The sequence below is a fragment of the Halobacillus massiliensis genome (genome assembly GCF_900166625.1).
In the GTDB taxonomy this organism is placed as follows: domain Bacteria; phylum Bacillota; class Bacilli; order Bacillales; family Halobacillaceae; genus Halobacillus_A; species Halobacillus_A massiliensis.
Genome location: NZ_LT800499.1, coordinates 2,341,224 through 2,360,023 on the forward strand (window position 1 = coordinate 2,341,224; position 18,800 = coordinate 2,360,023).

At 42.6% G+C, this 18,800-nt stretch carries 16 protein-coding genes; all 16 read right to left on the bottom strand.

The annotated features are described in order from the left end of the window. Nucleotides 1-438: 438 nt before the first annotated feature. On the bottom strand, nucleotides 439-660 hold the full coding sequence (locus tag B7E06_RS11670; protein ID WP_082234149.1) for a YlmC/YmxH family sporulation protein: 222 nt from the start codon (nucleotides 658-660) through the stop codon (nucleotides 439-441). Nucleotides 661-674: 14 nt separating this feature from the next. After that, nucleotides 675-1,592, bottom strand: coding sequence for a polysaccharide deacetylase family protein (locus B7E06_RS11675; RefSeq protein WP_082234150.1), 918 nt, complete (start codon nucleotides 1,590-1,592; stop codon nucleotides 675-677). Between the two features lie 88 nt (nucleotides 1,593-1,680). Beyond that, nucleotides 1,681-3,807 carry a polyribonucleotide nucleotidyltransferase gene (gene pnp / locus B7E06_RS11680; protein WP_082234151.1) on the bottom strand — a complete coding sequence of 709 codons (2,127 nt, stop codon included), beginning with the start codon at nucleotides 3,805-3,807 and terminating at the stop codon, nucleotides 1,681-1,683. Nucleotides 3,808-3,920: 113 nt separating this feature from the next. Then, entirely contained in the window at nucleotides 3,921-4,190 is a 270-nt protein-coding gene (rpsO, locus tag B7E06_RS11685) for a 30S ribosomal protein S15 (protein ID WP_082234152.1), read from the bottom strand. 194 nt (nucleotides 4,191-4,384) lie between these two features. Further along, nucleotides 4,385-5,203, bottom strand: a complete 819-nt coding sequence (locus B7E06_RS11690; RefSeq protein WP_082234153.1) for an adenylyltransferase/cytidyltransferase family protein — start codon at nucleotides 5,201-5,203, stop codon at nucleotides 4,385-4,387. A 21-nt stretch (nucleotides 5,204-5,224) separates the two neighbouring features. After that, on the bottom strand, nucleotides 5,225-6,118 hold the full coding sequence (gene truB / locus B7E06_RS11695) for a tRNA pseudouridine(55) synthase TruB (RefSeq protein WP_082234154.1): 894 nt from the start codon (nucleotides 6,116-6,118) through the stop codon (nucleotides 5,225-5,227). A 77-nt stretch (nucleotides 6,119-6,195) separates the two neighbouring features. Then, entirely contained in the window at nucleotides 6,196-6,546 is a 351-nt protein-coding gene (gene rbfA / locus B7E06_RS11700) for a 30S ribosome-binding factor RbfA (RefSeq protein ID WP_082234155.1), read from the bottom strand. Nucleotides 6,547-6,575: 29 nt separating this feature from the next. Beyond that, nucleotides 6,576-6,854, bottom strand: coding sequence for a DUF503 domain-containing protein (locus tag B7E06_RS11705; protein WP_082234156.1), 279 nt, complete (start codon nucleotides 6,852-6,854; stop codon nucleotides 6,576-6,578). Beyond that, nucleotides 6,851-8,926, bottom strand: a complete 2,076-nt coding sequence (gene infB / locus B7E06_RS11710) for a translation initiation factor IF-2 (RefSeq protein WP_082234157.1) — start codon at nucleotides 8,924-8,926, stop codon at nucleotides 6,851-6,853. The genes B7E06_RS11705 and infB overlap by 4 nt, the downstream gene beginning before the upstream one ends. Before the next feature lie 4 nt (nucleotides 8,927-8,930). Next, nucleotides 8,931-9,245 (bottom strand): YlxQ family RNA-binding protein, encoded by a 315-nt coding sequence (locus B7E06_RS11715; protein ID WP_082234158.1) that lies wholly within the window; start codon nucleotides 9,243-9,245, stop codon nucleotides 8,931-8,933. Then, nucleotides 9,242-9,517: an RNase P modulator RnpM gene (gene rnpM / locus B7E06_RS11720; RefSeq protein WP_082234159.1), complete on the bottom strand. Its 276-nt coding sequence runs from the start codon at nucleotides 9,515-9,517 to the stop codon at nucleotides 9,242-9,244. The genes B7E06_RS11715 and rnpM overlap by 4 nt, the downstream gene beginning before the upstream one ends. A gap of 16 nt (nucleotides 9,518-9,533) precedes the next feature. After that, entirely contained in the window at nucleotides 9,534-10,631 is a 1,098-nt protein-coding gene (gene nusA / locus B7E06_RS11725; RefSeq protein WP_082234160.1) for a transcription termination factor NusA, read from the bottom strand. 13 nt (nucleotides 10,632-10,644) lie between these two features. Beyond that, nucleotides 10,645-11,118, bottom strand: a complete 474-nt coding sequence (gene rimP / locus B7E06_RS11730; protein WP_082234161.1) for a ribosome maturation factor RimP — start codon at nucleotides 11,116-11,118, stop codon at nucleotides 10,645-10,647. Between the two features lie 227 nt (nucleotides 11,119-11,345). Beyond that, nucleotides 11,346-15,641 carry a PolC-type DNA polymerase III gene (locus tag B7E06_RS11735; RefSeq protein WP_082234162.1) on the bottom strand — a complete coding sequence of 1,432 codons (4,296 nt, stop codon included), beginning with the start codon at nucleotides 15,639-15,641 and terminating at the stop codon, nucleotides 11,346-11,348. 83 nt (nucleotides 15,642-15,724) lie between these two features. Further along, complete coding sequence (locus B7E06_RS11740; RefSeq protein WP_082234163.1) at nucleotides 15,725-17,425, bottom strand: proline--tRNA ligase; 1,701 nt, start codon at nucleotides 17,423-17,425, stop codon at nucleotides 15,725-15,727. Between the two features lie 106 nt (nucleotides 17,426-17,531). Beyond that, entirely contained in the window at nucleotides 17,532-18,788 is a 1,257-nt protein-coding gene (gene rseP / locus B7E06_RS11745; RefSeq protein ID WP_082234164.1) for an RIP metalloprotease RseP, read from the bottom strand. Between the last annotated feature and the right edge of the window lie 12 nt (nucleotides 18,789-18,800).

Below are 18,800 nucleotides of genomic sequence, written 5' to 3' on the forward strand. Positions count from 1 at the left end.
GAGCTTCCTCGGGCTTTTAGCCCTCCGGGATCTCACCCTGTTCTACCCTCCCATAGGAGTCTCGCCGTTTCCCCTGGCCCTTTATATTTTTTAAAGTAACGGAAACATTGGCGAAGAGAGGATTGAGCCAATCAGAGAGCTTATTGATATTATAGTGTTCCGTTTCTACTATTCACGTTGAAGAGGCTGGGAAATGGTAAGCCTCCTGCAGGGAGAAAGAGCCAGGATAAGATCCGCGAATGCAATGAGCCTGCTCACCGGATCTCCGCTTCAAGTGAGTCATTTCCCAGCCGCTTCTTTTTATCATAGTAGACAAAACAGGCTTTCTATGGGCAAAGGAAATTACTAGACTATTGCAGAAAGAGTTTCAAAGGGAGAACCACAGTACTGCCTAAGCAGCTGTAATTTTTTCAAAAAAAAGAGCCATGGCTGTATGGCTTATTGATTAATTAAAATCGTGTCTTCACCTATTGCTTCAATTTGCGCCCAATCGATCACAAGCTCTGATTTTGTCTGAAAGAGACTGCGGTTAAAAATGACCAGGGATTGAATCTCGCCGCTTACAGGATCAAAGTTTATATCGGCCTGCCCCAGAACACCAAGTTTCTTCCCATCTTTCATATCAATCACTTCTTTTAAAGCAAGCTTTTTCATTCTCATAGAAAGACTCCTTTTTACCTGGTTTCACTCATGAGTTCATCAAGAGTTACAATTTGATACTCTTTCTTTAATGCGGTGATTAAAGAATCCAGGCTGTCACTCGTTACTTGTGTAGGGTGCATTAAGATGGTTGCTCCGTTATGTGCTTTACTCAGCACCCGTTCAATCAATACGTCTTTCGTTGGTTTCTTCCAGTCAATTGTATCTACCGTCCATAGAATGGTAAGCATATCGAGAGACTCTGCTGCTGTTACCGTTTCATTGGAGAAGCTTCCAGAAGGCGGAGCAAACCAGCGTATAGGCTCATCTGAAAAAGAAGCCAGAAGTTCATTCGTTTTAATTAAATTGTCTTTTGCCGTACCTTCTCTTAATGTGTAAAAGTCCGGATGGCCGAAACCGTGACTACCTACCAGATGGTTCTTTTCTTCAATCATCTGTACTTGGGACGGGTTGTCTCTCGCAAATGCTCCGTCAATGAAGAAATTGGCTTTCACCTGATGCTTATCCAGCGTTTCAAGCATAGCGGGTATATACTCCTCTCCCCATGAAACATTTATAAGGAAGGTGACCATTTTTTTTTGGTCATTTCCCTTATAAATCGGAGCTGGAGGCAGGTCTTTAAGCTTAACTTTAGGTTCTATTTGTTCAAACACTAGTTTCGCTTCATCAAATTTATTAGCCTTCTTCATGTTTTCGTACGATTTTTCTACATTAACTTTTTTTCCGTTTAAGCCAGGAATCTTTTTCCATACTTTATCGACTCGAGCATCCTGTGGAGGGTATTCGAACCCTTCCTTTTTCTCTTGAATTTCCTCATACAACGAGGAAGTTTTCGCTGCAGGTATTGCCTTTTTCTCAACCTGCTGGACTGTTACAAAAATTACGAGAAGTAAAAGTGCAGCTATAATTTTTATAATTCCGTTCACATCCATCCACCCCTTGGCAAATGTATATGCAAACGAGGATGAGCCTAGAATTTTTTCCATAAAAAAAGAAACTGGCTAACCAGTCTCTGTTTTTTTACTCTGTCGTTTCTTTTGCTTCTTTTTCCTTCTTCTCTTCAATCAAAATCGCTTTTCTGGAAAGATTAATTCGTCCCTGTCTGTCGATCTCTTTTACTTTTACTTTAAGAGAATCACCAACGGACACTACATCTTCCACTTTTCCGATGCGTTCTTCCGCAAGTTCAGAAATATGAACAAGGCCTTCTTTTCCTTTGAAAAGTTCAACAAAGGCTCCGAATTTTTCAACTCGTTTAACGGTTCCTTCATATACTTCCCCAGCTTCAACTTCACGTACAATATCCTCAATGATTTTCTTCGCTGTATGATTCATTTCAGCTTCCGTTGAGGAAATAAATACTGTTCCATCCTGTTCAATGTCGATTTTCACGCCGGTATCTTCGATAATTTTGTTAATCTGTTTACCGCTCGGTCCAATAACATCACGAATTTTATCCGGGTTAATCTTCATAGTCATAATCTTCGGTGCATATCGAGAAAGTTCTGTTCTCGCTTCAGGCAGTGTAGCCAGCATAGAATCAAGAATCTGCATACGGCCTTTCTTCGCCTGTGCTAAAGCTTCTTCCAAAATTTCTCTAGATAAGCCTTCGATCTTAATATCCATTTGCAGGGCTGTGATTCCTTTAGCTGTACCTGCAACTTTAAAGTCCATATCTCCTAGAAAATCTTCCATCCCTTGAATATCAGTAAGGATCGTATAATCTTCTCCAGACTTTACAAGTCCCATTGCGATTCCGGCTACAGGGGCCTTAATAGGAACACCAGCGTCCATCATTGCAAGTGTGCTTGCACATATACTCGCCTGTGATGTAGAACCATTAGATTCAAGGACTTCTGAAACTAAACGAATCGTATAAGGAAATTCTGTCTCTGAAGGTACAACTACTTCGAGTGCACGCTCTCCCAGAGCTCCATGTCCAATTTCACGACGTCCAGGTCCGCGGATCGGCCCAGTTTCCCCTACAGAGTAATGAGGGAAGTTGTAGTGGTGCATAAAACGCTTAGACTCTTCTAAATCAAGACCGTCAAGAATCTGTACATCGCCAAGGGCGCCAAGTGTACAAATACTTAAGGCTTGCGTCTGTCCACGTGTGAAAAGACCAGAACCGTGAGTACGGGGCAGAATGCCTACTCTTGAGGATAATGAACGAATTTCATCAATTCCTCTTCCGTCAGGGCGCACTTTTTCTTTCGTGATTAAACGGCGTACTTCTTCTTTAACGATATTATCCAGAATTGACTTGACCTGTTTGATCGTATCTCCATCAGCTTCTAGCTCTTCGTAAGATTCAACAACAGCTTTTTTAGCATCGTCAATCGCATCTTCACGAGCTTTTTTCTCTTCTGTCTGAATCGCGGCAACAAGTGATTCTGTTGCGTCTGCTTCAACTTTCTCTTTCAGCTCAGCCTCTAGATCAAAAAGCTTAACTTCCCTTTTTTCTTTGCCGACGGCTTGAATAATTTGCTCTTGAAATTCTACAAGACGCTTAATCTCTTCATGACCGAACATTATAGCTTCAAGCATGTCTTCTTCGGATGCTTCTTTAGCTCCTGCTTCTACCATGTTGATCGCATCTTTTGTACCGGCTACCGTTAAGTCGATATCACTTTTCTCCTGCTGAGCAACCGTAGGATTAATGATAAATTCGCCATCTACACGACCAACCACAACACCGGCAATCGGACCGCCAAAAGGAATATCAGAGATTCCTAAAGCAATTGATGAACCAAGCATCGCAGCCATTTCTGTAGAACAGTCCTGGTCCACACTCATAACCGTGCTGATAACCTGTACATCATTTCTAAAGCCATCCGGGAAAAGCGGACGTATGGGACGGTCAATCAACCGAGACGCTAGTACAGCCTTATCGCTCGGACGACCTTCTCTCTTAATAAATCCTCCGGGAATCTTTCCTACTGCATATAATCGCTCTTCGTAGTTTACAGTTAATGGAAAGAAAGGAAGGTCTTTTGGTTCTTTTGAACCCGTTGCAGCGGATAGGACGGAAGAATCGCCGTATTTAATCATGGCAGCGCCACTGGCCTGTTTCGCCAATTCCCCTACTTCAACAGAAAATTCTCTTCCCGCTACATCGATTGAAAAGACTTGGTTTTCTTCTGACATAAAATATTTGACTCCTCTCAATCAGACAAAATAATGATATAGTTCATAGTTTACACTTAAATTTATGTAAACATACAGAAAAAGCGGGAATAACTCCCGCTTTTACTCATGCATTAGCGACGTAGGCCTAAGCTCTTAATTAACTCACGGTAACGTGTAATGTCTTTATTACGCAGGTAGTTTAGTAAGTTACGGCGTCTACCTACCATTTTAAGCAATCCACGACGAGAGTGGTGGTCTTGCTTGTGTGTACGCAAGTGCTCGTTCAAGTTCGTGATTTGCTCTGTAAGAACTGCGATTTGTACTTCTGCAGATCCTGTGTCATTCTCATGAGTTTTATACTCATTAATAAGTTCTTGTTTACGTTCCTGTGTGATAGCCATTATAGCTACACCTCCTGTAAATATTTAGAATTCCCATTCCCCGAGCGGGCGCCGGAGTTACGTTCCGCCAAGCGAAGGTTCCATAGTACAGATTACCTTTTTTTCAGCTAAAATGCAAGAGGTAACCGTGGGACTACGGTAAAATTTGTCGCAGCTCCTGGATATTTAGAAAGGAAGCTCGGTTACTGCCATCTTTATAAATCATTCGTAACAGAGCCATAAAACTCAATGGAAGCTTTTCCACTCTGTATAAATGTGTGAGAATCCTGGATAAGGATTTGAACATCAGATCCGTTCGAAATCCGCGCAAGCGCTTCCCAGCTTTCATTTCCAGCTTTTATAATAACTGCATAGAGTCCTGGTTTTGGCATATAAAATGGCCGCATTAACTTTACTGATAGTTGTTCTGATGCTTCTTTTCCCGTTAGTTCTCCGCAGACTGCAAACGGACGGCCGAGAAGGTTCTGTACACCTTCCATATCTCCCTGATCAAGCAATGCTCGGATACGGGTTGAGCTTACTTTTAATTCTTCCTTTTCAATACGCGAAACAGTCGTAGTAGAAAAACGACCTTCAGAGAGTTCTGGAAGCATCTTCATAGAACCTTCTCCTTTATAACCAAAGCTGAAGTCAAATCCTGCTGCCACATGTCTGATGTTTAACCTAACGAAAAACTGCTCTACAAACTGTTTCGGTGACAGGGAAGCAAGAGACTTATCAAAACGAATGATATAAAGAAGATCTACCCCCATATTTTTAAGGATCTCCTCTTTTTCTTCCAGCGGAGTGATATAGCGAGCATGTTTGACTTTCTTGTTTAAAATGACAGAAGGATGAGGATCAAAAGTTATAACCGCACTCGCTGTTCCTAATTCTTCTGCTTTAATTTGTGCCGTTTCAATGACTTTTTGATGGCCTTTATGCACACCGTCAAAAAAACCGACTGCTGCGGACGCAGGGGGCAAAGCGTCGTCAGGAAGCCTGTCTTCGACACTTAAACGAATTGTTCTCAATTTTGTTCACCTGCTCCATGTTTAAAATACTCGTATAGGCTTTATTTTATCATGCTTTTCCGGATGCTGTTGATATAGGGCTAATGCCTGCCCGCCGCAAGTTACGACAACAGGTTCTGTTCCGAAATCTTTCGGCTTTTTGAGCACCTGACCGTGTTCGATAGCAAACCTTTGACTTTCCTCAATGGGAAATTCCTGAAAATGATTTAGTCCTCTCCCTAAAGGAAGGATGAGTTCCTCTGCCTGGCCGCAGTCTGCTCGCTTTTGTATTTCATCGAACGTAAAACACTCTTCCTTTTTAATGCCGCCTGTTTCCAGACGCTCAAGTGAGGACATATGGGCCGGAAAACCGAGAGTTTTTCCGATATCGACACAGAGGGTCCGGATATAAGTACCTTTTGAGCAGGAAACTCTAATGGGAAATGAAAACATATCTCCATCTTTTTTTATATCATTTAGCCGTTCCAGCTCAAAAATAGTGACCGTTCTTTTCGGCCTTTCGACTTCTATTCCTTCACGCGCATATTGATACAAGCGCTTTCCGTCTACTTTGACAGCCGAATACATAGGTGGAACCTGAGTAATCCCCCCTCTGAACTGAGCGAGAACATTATCAATCTCCTGAATTTCCGGAATAGGATCAACAGGCATTTGTTGAATCGTTTCTCCTGTCTGATCCTCTGTTTCAGTTGCTGCCCCAAGCGTTACTACTGCTTCATACACCTTCTTTGTATCCGTTAAAAAGGGAACAATTTTAGTAGCCATACCGATACATAAAGGCAATACGCCTTCTACTTCCGGATCAAGCGTACCAGTATGGCCGATTTTCTTCGTTTTCAGAATCCCTCGAGCTTTACTGACACAATCATGTGAAGTAAAGCCTTTCTCTTTCCACAATGGAAGTATGCCGTTCATTACCGCACCCCCTTGATTTCGATCGTATTCATAAGAAAATCCGCGCTTCTAATAGCACGGATTTCTTTGCCTGCTGCTTATGAGTCGGTATCGTTTAAATCCTTTAAGATTGTCTCGATACGATTTCCCCGTTCGATTGCTTCATCAAACTCAAACATAATTTCCGGGGTTTTTCTCAGGCGGATACGCTGTCCGATTTCGGAACGGATGAATCCTTTAGCCTTTGCAAGGCCGACTAACGTATCGTGTTTCTGCTTCTCATCTCCGAGAACAGAAATATAAACTTTAGCCTGCTGCAGATCACCTGTAACTTTAACTTCTGTGATCGTTACAAATCCCACACGCGGGTCCTTGATTTTTTTACTGATTATATCTGTCAGTTCTTTCTTCATCTGCTCTCCAACACGGTTTGCACGAAGATCATTCATTTTCTAATCACCTCTTCAACAATAGAGCACTACAGCCAATCTAAAGTTGTATCTGCCCGTTCGATTTCAGGAAAAGAATCCATTAATGTTAAAGCCTGCTGAATCGTCTGTTCACAGATGACTTTGCTGCTGGCAATAGTGACGATTCCAATACATGTGCGCTGCCAGAGATCCTGGTAATCCAGTTCACTGACAGCTACATTATATTCATTGCTTAACCTTGTCTGAATCCTCTTAATTACAGAACGTTTCTGCTTTAAAGACTGGGCGTCATATATAAAACATTCCACCTCAGCACTTAAAATCATTTACGTTCAATCTCCTGCATTTCATAAGGCTCGATAATGTCGCCTACTTTAATGTCATTGAAGTTTTTAACGGTAATTCCGCACTCATAACCTTGAGCAACTTCTTTGGCATCGTCTTTATAACGCTTCAGGGCATCTACTTCCCCTTCGAAGATAACAACGCCATCACGAATGACGCGGATACCGGAATTACGGGTTACTTTTCCGTCTGTTACATAAGAACCGGCAATCGTACCAACCTTAGAAACCTTAAAGATCTCACGAACCTCCACTTGACCGATGATTTTCTCTTCATATTCAGGGTCAAGCATTCCTTTCATGGCTGCTTCGATTTCTTCAATTACTTTGTAGATAATATTGTGCAGACGGATTTCCACATTTTCAGATTCCGCTGCTTTTCTTGCATTCCCGTCAGGACGGACGTTAAAACCAATGATAATCCCATTGGAGGCAGAAGCAAGTGTTACATCAGATTCGGTAATTGCGCCTACTCCTGTATGAATAATTTTAACCTTAACGCCTTCAACTTCAATCTTTTGAAGAGAGCCAGCTAATGCCTCAAGCGATCCTTGAACATCTGCTTTTAAAATAAGGTTAATATCTTTAATCTCCCCTTGTTTGATTTGATCAAACAGGTCATCAAGGCTTACTTTAGCCGTTGAGCTTCTATCTTCCTCAATTTGTTTCTGCTGACGCGCTTCCCCGATTGCTTTCGCTTTCTTCTCATCTTCAAAAGCAAGAAAACGGTCTCCGGCCTGCGGTACGCTGTTTAAGCCGGTAATTTCAACTGGCGTAGAAGGGCCTGCTTCTTTTACACGTCGGCCTAGATCATTAACCATGGCACGTACACGTCCAAATGAATTTCCTACAACCACTGGATCACTCACTTTAAGGGTACCATTTTGCACAAGTAAAGTTGCGACTGGTCCGCGGCCTTTATCCAGCTCAGCTTCAATTACTGTTCCATATGCTTTACGCTCTGGATTCGCTTTAAGTTCTTCCATTTCTGATACAAGAACAATCATTTCAAGAAGCTCATCAATTCCCTCGCCTTTTACGGCAGACATTTTAACGAAAATCGTCTCTCCGCCAAATTCTTCAGAAATAAGTTCGTATTCCATAAGCTCCTGCATAACGCGATCCGGGTTGGCGCCTTCTTTATCCATTTTATTAACAGCTACAATGATGGGAACACCCGCAGCTTTCGCGTGGCTGATCGCTTCTTTTGTCTGTGGCATAACACCGTCATCAGCGGCTACTACCAGGATTGCAATGTCGGTTACTTGGGCACCACGAGAACGCATGCTTGTAAAAGCTGCGTGACCCGGTGTATCAAGGAAAGTGATTCTCTTATCAGCCGCTTCTACTTGGTATGCACCAATATGCTGGGTAATTCCTCCGGCTTCGCCTTCTGTCACTTTCGTGTGACGGATAGAGTCAAGAAGTGTTGTCTTACCGTGGTCAACGTGACCCATAATCGTTACGACAGCCGGTCGCTCTTTTAAGTCAGCCGGGTCGTCTTCAAATGTCATATTTTCAAGGTCAGTTGCATCAACGACGACTTCTTCTTCTACTTCTACCTCATACTCAGTACAGATTAATTCGATAGAATCAGCATCCAGTTCCTGATTTTTTGTAGCCATAACCCCTAAAAGCATAAGTTTTTTAATGATTTCAGATGACTCTTTATTTAATTTATCAGCGAGTTCGCCAACGGTAAGTGAACCGGCATAAGTAATCTTTTCCGGTGTCTGTTTCTTAGGCTTCTGTGGCTTTTGCGCCTGTTGATTATGTTGACCTCTTGACTGATTATTACGATTATTTTTCGGGTTTTTGTTATTTTTCCCCTTAGGTTTTGAATTCGGCTTCTGATTATTGGTATTTGCCGGCTTGTTCTGTTTTTCTTTAGCCTGCCCCTTACCAAAAGCTGCATCTAATTTACCTTTTATACCGTCTTCAATCGTAGACATGTGGTTAGTTACCTCCACATTCAGTCCTTTTAATTTCTCAATCACTTGTTTACTTGATACATCATTCTTTTTTGCATATTCATATACACGCATTTTACTCATTCTTTCACCCCCGAATAGATTCATCGAGCAGCGATTGCAACTTATTCGCAAATCCTTGATCCAGAACTGCGATCGCGACTCTCCCTGACTTTCCTATGGCTTGAGAAAAAACATCACGATCATCCACCACATAGCAGGGTATATCATAAAAACTGCACTTATCTGTCAGCTTTTTCTTTGTTTGATTACCGGTATCACTGGCCATAAGCACCAGCTTCGCCTTATTTCTTTGAATGTCTTTTACAATTTGCTCTTCTCCCAAGGTTAGCTTACCTGCTCTATTAGCAATTCCTAACAGATTTAAATAAGATCCCCTCATGAGTCTTTTCCTTCGATAACCCGCTTTAATTCTTCATAGACAGAAGCATCCACTTTCGTATTCAAATGGCGGTTTAAAGACTGCTGCTGTTCTGCTTTGTTAATGACCTCAAGACTCTTAGAAACGTAAGCCCCCCGGCCGTTTTTCTTTCCCGTTTGATCAACGAAAACTTCACCCTCTTTATTGCGAACTACCCGGATCAGCTCTTTCTTCGGCTTCATCTCCTGAGTAACTACGCATTTTCTCAATGGTGGTTTTTTGGCTTGGGCCATCGCTTCTCCTCCTGTTCTACTCTTCTGTTATTTCTTCAGCATCATAGTTGTTATCGGCTGATTCTGTAATGATGCCTTCTTCCACCGCTTCGCTTTCACTTTTTATATCAATTTTCCAGCCCGTCAGCTTTGCAGCTAATCGTGCATTCTGGCCTCGTTTACCGATAGCTAAAGAAAGTTGATAATCCGGTACGATAACAGTTGTGGCTTTTTCCTCTTCATTTACAAGGACTTCGACCACTTTTGATGGGCTTAAAGCATTGGACACATATTCCACTGGATCTTCAGACCACTGGACAATATCAATCTTTTCCCCTTTTAATTCATTAACGATCGCCTGCACACGCTGACCTCTTTGACCGACACATGAACCAACCGGATCCACTTCAGGGTCCTCAGCAAATACAGAGACTTTCGACCGGTCTCCAGCTTCACGGGCAACAGAAACTACCTCTACTGTCCCATCGTATATTTCCGGCACTTCCATTTCAAATAAACGCTTTAAAAGACCAGGATGGGTGCGAGAAACATAAATGTGAGGTCCTTTATTACTGTTTTCAACTTTGGTTACATAGACTTTCAAACGGTTGTGGACTTCATATTTCTCAGTTGGCATCTGTTCAGCTTCAGGAAGCCTTGCTTCAATTTTTCCTAGATTGACATAAACAAAGCGCGGATCCTTACGCTGGATGATTCCAGTCATTACGTCTTCTTCGCGGTCTACATATTCGCCATAAATAATACCGCGCTCAGCTTCACGTACACGCTGTGTTACAACCTGCTTAGCCGCCTGTGCTGCAATACGGCCAAAGTCCATTGGAGTAACTTCCACTTCAATGACATCGTCGACTGCATAGTTAGGATTTTTTTCTTTCGCCTGCTCAATAGAAATCTCCTGTTGCGGATCCATTACCTCTTCAACAATAACTTTTCTTGCAAACACCTTCATAGTGCCCTGCTCTTCATTAATATCAACCCGTACGTTCGTCGCGGAGTTGAAATTCTTTTTATATGCAGAAATCAGGGCAGCTTCAAGTGCCTCTAATAAAAGGGCCTTGTCAATGCCTTTCTCCTTTTCCAAATAATTCATGGCATCAAATAGTTCGCTACTCACCATATATCCCCCTTTAATTAAAAGTGACGGCTAAATTCGCCTTCGCTATCTTTTCATAAGGTACTTGCAGCTGTTTTTTTCTTGTTTTAATCTGAATTTCCACTACTGCTGTATTATTTTCAAACTGAAGAAGTGTACCTTCAAATTCTTTCTCACCATCAATTGGTTCATACAATTTCATATAAACAAATTCGCCTTTATAATTTTCGAAGTCAGCCGGTGTTTTTAGAGGCCGTTCTGCTCCAGGGGAGGATACCTCCAGAAAATAAGCCTGTTCTATCGGGTCGACTTCATCCAGCTTTTCACTGAGCTGTTCGGAAACTTTTCCGCATTCTTCAATGTCAATACCACCCGGCTTATCAACAAAGACACGCAAAAACCAGTTCTTGCCTTCTTTTTTAAATTCAATATCGACTAACTCAAGATTCAATTGATCTAAAATCGGAGTAACCAGCTCTTGTGTTACTTCTGTTACGTTTTTACTCATCGGAAACCCTCCCTGTGCAAACTTATTAAATGTAAGGTTATTAAAACCCGAAATGAAACCGCTATGAGAAATTCATAGCGGCTTCATAAGCGTGCGCTCCATTTAAAGCATTAAACTTATGCCTTAAATATAACGAAAGAGTGGGTTTCCCCACTCTTTCGGACGTTCTTATCGCTCTTGACACCATAAAAAATATACCATAGTTTCCGTATAAATGCAACAAACGCCTAGAATAATGACAGCTGGTTCTCTTCAGGCATGCCTTTCAGACAGCCCTGCTCATCTAAATATTCAAGAACAGTTTTTGAGATACGGCTTCTTTCACGGAGATCCTGCTTGGAAAGAAACTCACCTTCCTCCCTTGCTTTCACAATACTAATCGCTGCGTTAGTACCAAGGCCATCCACTGCATTAAACGGTGGTAACAGAGAATCACCTTCCACTAGAAAATCGGTGGCACTCGATTCATATAAGTCTACCGGTTTAAAGCTGTAGCCTCGCTCACACATCTCAAGTGAGATTTCAAGAACTGTCATTAAGTTTTTTTCTTTCGGTGTAGCATCAAGACCTTTCGCCTGGATTTCCTCAAGGCGCTTCTTAATCGCATCTGAGCCTTTAACCATTGTCTCCAGTTCAAAGTCTCCGGCCCTTACCGTGAAGTAGGCGGCATAAAAATAAATCGGATAATGGACTTTAAAGTAGGCAATTCTTACAGCCATCAGCACATATGCTGCAGCGTGGGCTTTCGGGAACATATACTTTATTTTCTTACACGAATCAATATACCAGTCAGGAACGCCATGCTTTTTCATTTCTTCTATCCATTCATCCTGAAGCCCGCGGCCTTTTCGCACAAATTCCATGATTTTAAATGCCAGGGATGGATCCAGCCCTTTATGCATCAAATAAACCATGATGTCATCACGACACCCAATTACTTCAGGGAGAGTGCAGATACCGTCATTAATCAGCTGCTCCGCATTCCCGAGCCATACATCTGTCCCGTGAGAAAGTCCTGAAATAATAACAAGTTCAGCGAAGGTTTTGGGCTTTGTATCTTCAAGCATCTGTCGTACAAAACGCGTTCCGAACTCTGGCACACCCAGAGTTCCCGTTTTACACATGATTTGCTCAGCCGTCACTCCAAGAGCTTCCGGACCGCTGAATATCTTCATAACTTCAGGATCATCGACAGGAATTTCCTTCTGGTCAATCCCGCTTAAATCCTGAAGCATTCGGATAACGGTCGGATCATCGTGCCCTAGTATATCGAGCTTTAGCAGATTATCGTGAATAGAGTGAAAATCAAAGTGTGTCGTCTTCCACTCCGATTTCGTATCATCGGCTGGAAACTGGATCGGCGAGAAGTCAAAAATATCCATGTCATCTGGTACAACGATGATACCTCCAGGGTGCTGGCCGGTTGTCCGTTTGACTCCCGTGCACCCTTGGACAAGCCGATCAATCTCTGCATTTTTATAATTGAGCTGATTATCGCCGGCATAACCTTTCACATAACCGTAAGCCGTTTTTTCCGCAATGGTACCAATCGTACCTGCACGATATACGTTGTCCTCGCCAAAAAGGACCTTCGTGTAATTATGCGCCTTCGGCTGGTATTCTCCAGAGAAGTTCAAATCGATATCGGGAACTTTATCTCCCTTAAATCCGAGGAACGTTTCAAAAGGAATATCCTGGCCGTCTTTTTTATAGGCGGTTCCACATTCAGGACAATCTTTCTCTGGCAGGTCGAATCCACTTCCGACAGATCCATCGTTAAAAAATTCGTGGTGTTTACAGTTTGGACACACATAGTGCGGCGGCAGCGGATTAACTTCGGTGATTTCAGTCATCGTCGCCACAAAAGAAGAACCTACCGAACCCCGGGAACCTACGAGATACCCGTCTTCCAGTGACTTCGTTACAAGCTTTTGAGAGATTAAGTAGATAACCGCGAATCCGTGACCGATAATACTGTCCAGTTCCTTTTCGAGCCGCTTTTCTACGAGTTCAGGAATAGGTTCACCATAAATGCTTTTCGCTTTATTGTAGGACATCTCCCGAATTTCCTGATCGGCTCCTTCAATATTCGGTGTATATAAATCTTCTTTAACAGGAACAACCTTTTCTATCTGTTCATTGATAGTGTGCGTATTCGTAACAACGATTTCACGGGCCGTTTCATCGCCTAGAAAAGAAAATTCCTCTATCATTTCATTTGTTGTTTTAAAGTGAACATCCGGCAGCGTCTGGCGGTTCAGTGGATTACCGCTTTGAGAAGATATTAATATTTGGCGGTACATTTTTTCCTGAGGCTCCACATAGTGCGTGTTTCCTGTCGCAACAACTGTTTTGCCGGTTTTCTTCCCAATCGATATGACCTTTTTCAAAATGTCATAGATTTGTGCTTCATTTTGCACAAGATCTTTCTCGAGCAGATGATAATAATTTCCGGGTGGCTGTACTTCAATAAAATCATAAAAGTCCGCAACTTTTTCAGCTTCTTCTGCTGATTTCTGCATCGCTGTTTCAAAAAGCTCTCCCTTATCGCACCCTGATCCTATAAGAATTCCTTCACGAAGCTTAGCCAGACGGGATCGCGGAATGCGCGGAACTCTGTAGAAATAATTAATATGAGACTCAGAAACTATCCGGTATATATTTTTTAAACCGGTCGCATTTTGGGCAAGTAAAGTAACATGCGAAGGCCTTGACCTCTGATACGCCTTTCCTTCTCCCATATAATCATTTAAATTTTTATGGTTGGTAATTCCTCGTTCGGTCGCTTTTTTAATAAGTTTCCATAATAGATAGCCTGTAGCCTCCGCATCGTAAATCGCCCGGTGGTGCTGAGTAAGTTCAATATCAAAATGCTTACACAATGTGTTCAAACGGTGATTTTTAAGCTCAGGAACTAAAAAGCGTGCCAGTTCAAGTGTATCTATTACTGGATTGGTAGATTTTTCATAGTTTATGAGTTTAAAACCTGCGTTTAAAAATCCCATATCAAAACTTGCATTATGGGCCACAAGGATGTCATCGCCCATCCACTCATGGAAATCTTTAATTACCTCTTCAATTTCGGGTGCGTCTTTCACCATGTCATCTGTGATGCCTGTCAGATCAATCGTCGTCTGAGACAGTGGATGATGGGGATTGGCAAAAGATTCAAATCGATCGATGATTTCTCCTTCTTTTATCTTAACGGCTGCTAATTCGATAATCTTATCATAGACCGCCGACAAACCAGTCGTTTCCACATCAAAAACAATATACGCAGCAGATGAAAGATCCCGATCCTGTTCTTCATAGGCGATCGGTACACCGTCATCAACAAGGTTGGCTTCTAAGCCATAAATCACCTTAATCCCATTTTTTTCTCCAGCAGAATAGGCATCTGGATAAGCCTGGGCCACCGCATGGTCAGTAATAGCAATCGCTTCATGTCCCCAGCTAGCCGCCTGGGAAACTAATCGGGACGGTGAAACCGGTGCATCCATCTGGCTCATCGTTGTATGAGCATGGAGTTCAATCCGTTTCTCCCCTTCTTTGGCTGCATCTTTTCTAAGGGAAGGCGTAATTTCATTGATGTCGTTTGCCATCATTGTCAATTCACTCGTAAAATTATCCGTTTGGATGCTGCCTCTGGCTTTAATCCACATGCCTTTTTGGACGTGTTTAAACAGCTCGGCATGATCATCCCCACGTGAAAACATTTTAATAGAGAAGGAATCCGTATAGTCCGTTACCTTCAGCAGCAGAAGATGGCGTCCGGAACGCAGCTCCTTAATTTCTGAATCAAACACATATCCTTGTACCGTTTTCCTGCGTTCTTCTTCGAGAATCGTTTCCATCGGTTCTGGTTCATCCTGAATTTTGTAACCAATTTCTATCGGACCTGAAGGTTTAGAAGATTCTTCTTTCTCTTTCGCACGCTCTTCCTGGTCTTTCACTGCTTTTTGAACGAGAATCTGATCTTCCTTCTGTCGCTCTTCCTGAAACTTCTTAATTTCTTCCTGTTCTTCCTGAACACGAGTCTCGATATTAAGAGGGGGAAGGCCGGCTTCCGTGCAGAAAGCTGGGAGACACGAGTCGAGTTTTTTCTTTACAGCATGGCTCTCTGCTAAATTTCTGCAAGTTAAAGTAATCTTATTTCCGTTTATCTCAGGCTCCTGATCAAGTATTAAATCCTTATATCCTGGATTAAGATTAGTTAAGGACTGTACAAACCCTTTCCAATACTCTTTCTTCTCTTCCTCTGTCAACGATTTATCTTTGACATCAATCAACCAAGAAATTTTCGCCAGTGATTGAAAAGCCGACTGAAGCTTTGCGGCAAACAGCTGATAAACAGTCGGAGGCAGCGGCCTCTCCATCCCGAAATGAAAATGCCACTTTTTTTCCCCTTTAAAAACAGTCAGCTTTATAAGAGAACTGTTTGAAAAGTGAGGCTCTATTAATTCATGCGGAAACTGTATCTGCTCTAAGAGATAGTGCATTTTTTCCCGGCTGCTAACACTCAAAAGTGATTCCTCCCTAACGATGGTACTCTACTCATAAATATACCCTTGCCTAAAAACAATAGCAAGGGTATATCAATTAAGCGTTATTTATACCAATTCTTTACATAATCAATAACAGTATCGGCTTTAAGCTCATCCTGGTCACCAGTCTGACGTTCTTTTACTTCGACAACTTTCTCATCTGCTCGTTTACCTACAGTTACCCGAAGCGGTATTCCAAAAAGGTCACTATCTGCGAATTTTACCCCAGCTCTTTCCTTTCTGTCATCATAAAGCACTTCCACCCCGGCGTCCAGAAGCTGTTCATAAAGCTCATCGGCAAGCTCTTTCTGTTCTTCTTTCTTAGGGTTTAAAGAAAGGAGATGAACCTGATATGGCGCAAGGTTCTTCGGCCAAGTAATCCCTCTGTCATCATTATACTGCTCAACAATCGCAGCAAGTGTGCGGGATACGCCGATACCATAGGAACCCATCGTCATCGTCTGCGATTTTCCTTGGTCATCTAAGAAAGATGCTCCCATTTTCTCTGCATAAAATTGGCCTAGCTTAAAGACATGACCTACTTCTATGCCGCGCGCAAATTTAATGATACCTTTCCCGTCTGGGGAAGGATCGCCTTCTTCGATAAAGCGGAGATCTGCATATTCTTTGACCGTAAAATCACGGCCCGGGCTTACATTTGTAAAGTGGCAGCCTTCTTCATTTGCCCCGCATGATACATTAACGAGTTTTTCAACAGCAAAATCTGCAACAACTTCTACTTCTTCTGGTACATGAATGGGGCCTAGTGAGCCAAAACCTGTACCTAGCAGCTGTCGTGTGTCTTCTTCTGTCGCGAGCTCAACGATTCTTGCGTCGTATAGATTTTTCAGTTTCACATCATTGACTTCATGGTCACCTCTCGTTACAACCATGACAAATTGCTCGTCCACTTTAAACATAATAGACTTGAGCCCTTTCGCCAATTCATGATCTAAATAATCCGCGACTTCCTGCATCGTTTTCTTATCTGGAGTTTCAACTTTTTCCAAGTCCTTTGGTGATTCGCTGGATGTCTCATATTTAGTTACAACAGGAGCCATCTCAATATTAGCCGCATAATCCGAAGTATCAGAATAAGCAATCACATCTTCACCGACATCGGACAGCACCATAAACTCATGGGTATCTTTTCCGCCCATCTGCCCTGAGTCAGCGATTACCGCACGGAAATCAAGACCACAGCGTGTGAAAACGTTCGAATAGGCTTCAAACATCAATTCATAGCTTTTATCCAGGCTTTCCTGCGATTCATTAAAGGAATACGCATCCTTCATTAAAAATTCGCGGCCGCGAAGCAGGCCAAAACGCGGACGCTTTTCATCTCTGAATTTGTTTTGGATTTGATAAACCGTCATCGGAAGACGCTTATAACTCTTCACGGCATCCCGTACTAGTGCGGTGGCCACTTCCTCGTGAGTAGCTCCAAGAGCAAATTCTCGGTCATGCCGATCATTTAAACGCATGAGTTCCGAACCATACGTATACCATCGGCCGCTCTCTTCCCAAAGCTCAGCCGGCTGAAGAGCAGACATAAGCATTTCATGGGCACCTGCTTTGTCCATTTCTTCGCGAACGATATCTTCCACTTTTCTCAGCACCCGGCGGCCAAGCGGCAAGTACGTATATATTCCTGAAGCTATTTGACGTATGTATCCCGCACGAACAAGCAGCTGATGGCTTTTAATCTCGGCATCGGCCGGAATTTCTTTTAATGTAGGGACAAGCATCTGGCTTTGTTTCATTTCTCTCACCTCAGATTTTTTAATAAAGGTATACAGAATTTAAAGATATAAATAAAAAGTAAGCTGGAAGCACATAGGATAGCTCATCCGGCTTCCAGCTTTAAGTTTACAGGAATAATCTCTGAATATCATTCCAAGTGACTACTAACATGAGGAGCATCAGCAAGGCAAATCCAATAAAATGGACGATGCCCTCTTTTTGTGGATCAATCGGCTTACCGCGCAGGCCTTCAAGTCCGACGAACAGTAACCTTCCACCGTCGAGAGCCGGAAGCGGAAGCAGGTTAATAATCCCTAAGTTTACGCTTAAAATAGCTGTCCACATGACAAAATTCGTAAATCCTGTCTGAACGACCTGGTCGGTTGCGTCATAAATACCTACAGGACCTGACAGCATATCAAGGGAGAACTGCCCGGTAACAAGCTTACCGAGGTTGGTTAAAATTAGAGAGCCCCATTCATAAGTCTGTGTAAAACCAAACGTCAGTTTCTTAGCAAATGAATCTTCAAATGCACGGGCTACACCTACCTGTCCGATTTCAATATCACCTTCTGTCAGTTTTTTCGGAGTGACTGTCAGTTCTTCTGTCGCTCCATTACTTTCCACTGTAAGGTTCACAGGCTCTTCGGGGTGTTCTCTTACAATCGTTGTGAATTCTTCCCAAGTATTTACGGATTCTCCATCGACTGCAACCACTTCATCTCCATTTTCCAATCCTGCCTGCATTGCAGGTGAATCTTGTTGCACTTCCCCGATTATTGCCCTCTCAGCAGGTACTCCCTGAACAAAACCGAGAATCATAAACAGGAGTATGGCTAAAACGAAGTTCATCATAGGACCGGCAAACAGCTGCATGGCACGCTGTGGTACGGTTTTAGAAGCAAATTGACGATCATATGGGGCAATCTGCGTCTCTTTTTCGTCTAAAACAAACATCGCTTTAGGATCAATTTCGAAGAATAATTTCTCATCTTCATCAATTTCATAACCTTCAATGACTAAACGATGATCAAGGTCAGCTCTTTCCACTTCAATCACACGGGCATTAGGGTGTTTTGATTTATTATTGACAATGATTCGATTGACTTTTCCTTCCTCGTTGAACTCAAGGCCGATGTGGTGGCCGGCTTTCAGCTCAATGATTTCAGGATCTTCCCCAGCTACTCTTACATAGCCGCCAATTGGCAGGAGACGTATCGTATAAAGCGTCTCGTTTCTCGTAAAAGCAAATATTTTCGGGCCGAACCCAATCGCAAATTCACGTGCGAGCATTCCCGCCCGCTTCGCGAATATGAGATGCCCCCACTCATGAACAAAAACCAGCAGGCCGAACATGAGGACAAAAGCTATTACTGTAGTCAAATGAAGCACCTT

Excerpts from the sequence above, each read along its gene's own strand:
- B7E06_RS11670 (WP_082234149.1), bottom strand. The coding sequence starts at position 660 with ATGAGAATGAAAAAGCTTGCTTTAAAAGAAGTGATTGATATGAAAGAT.
- B7E06_RS11675 (WP_082234150.1), bottom strand. The coding sequence starts at position 1,592 with ATGGATGTGAACGGAATTATAAAAATTATAGCTGCACTTTTACTTCTC.
- pnp (WP_082234151.1), bottom strand. The coding sequence starts at position 3,807 with ATGTCAGAAGAAAACCAAGTCTTTTCAATCGATGTAGCGGGAAGAGAA.
- rpsO (WP_082234152.1), bottom strand. The coding sequence starts at position 4,190 with ATGGCTATCACACAGGAACGTAAACAAGAACTTATTAATGAGTATAAA.
- truB (WP_082234154.1), bottom strand. The coding sequence starts at position 6,118 with ATGAACGGCATACTTCCATTGTGGAAAGAGAAAGGCTTTACTTCACAT.
- rbfA (WP_082234155.1), bottom strand. The coding sequence starts at position 6,546 with ATGAATGATCTTCGTGCAAACCGTGTTGGAGAGCAGATGAAGAAAGAA.
- B7E06_RS11705 (WP_082234156.1), bottom strand. The coding sequence starts at position 6,854 with ATGATTTTAAGTGCTGAGGTGGAATGTTTTATATATGACGCCCAGTCT.
- infB (WP_082234157.1), bottom strand. The coding sequence starts at position 8,926 with ATGAGTAAAATGCGTGTATATGAATATGCAAAAAAGAATGATGTATCA.
- B7E06_RS11715 (WP_082234158.1), bottom strand. The coding sequence starts at position 9,245 with ATGAGGGGATCTTATTTAAATCTGTTAGGAATTGCTAATAGAGCAGGT.
- rnpM (WP_082234159.1), bottom strand. The coding sequence starts at position 9,517 with ATGGCCCAAGCCAAAAAACCACCATTGAGAAAATGCGTAGTTACTCAG.
- rimP (WP_082234161.1), bottom strand. The coding sequence starts at position 11,118 with ATGAGTAAAAACGTAACAGAAGTAACACAAGAGCTGGTTACTCCGATT.
- B7E06_RS11740 (WP_082234163.1), bottom strand. The coding sequence starts at position 17,425 with ATGAAACAAAGCCAGATGCTTGTCCCTACATTAAAAGAAATTCCGGCC.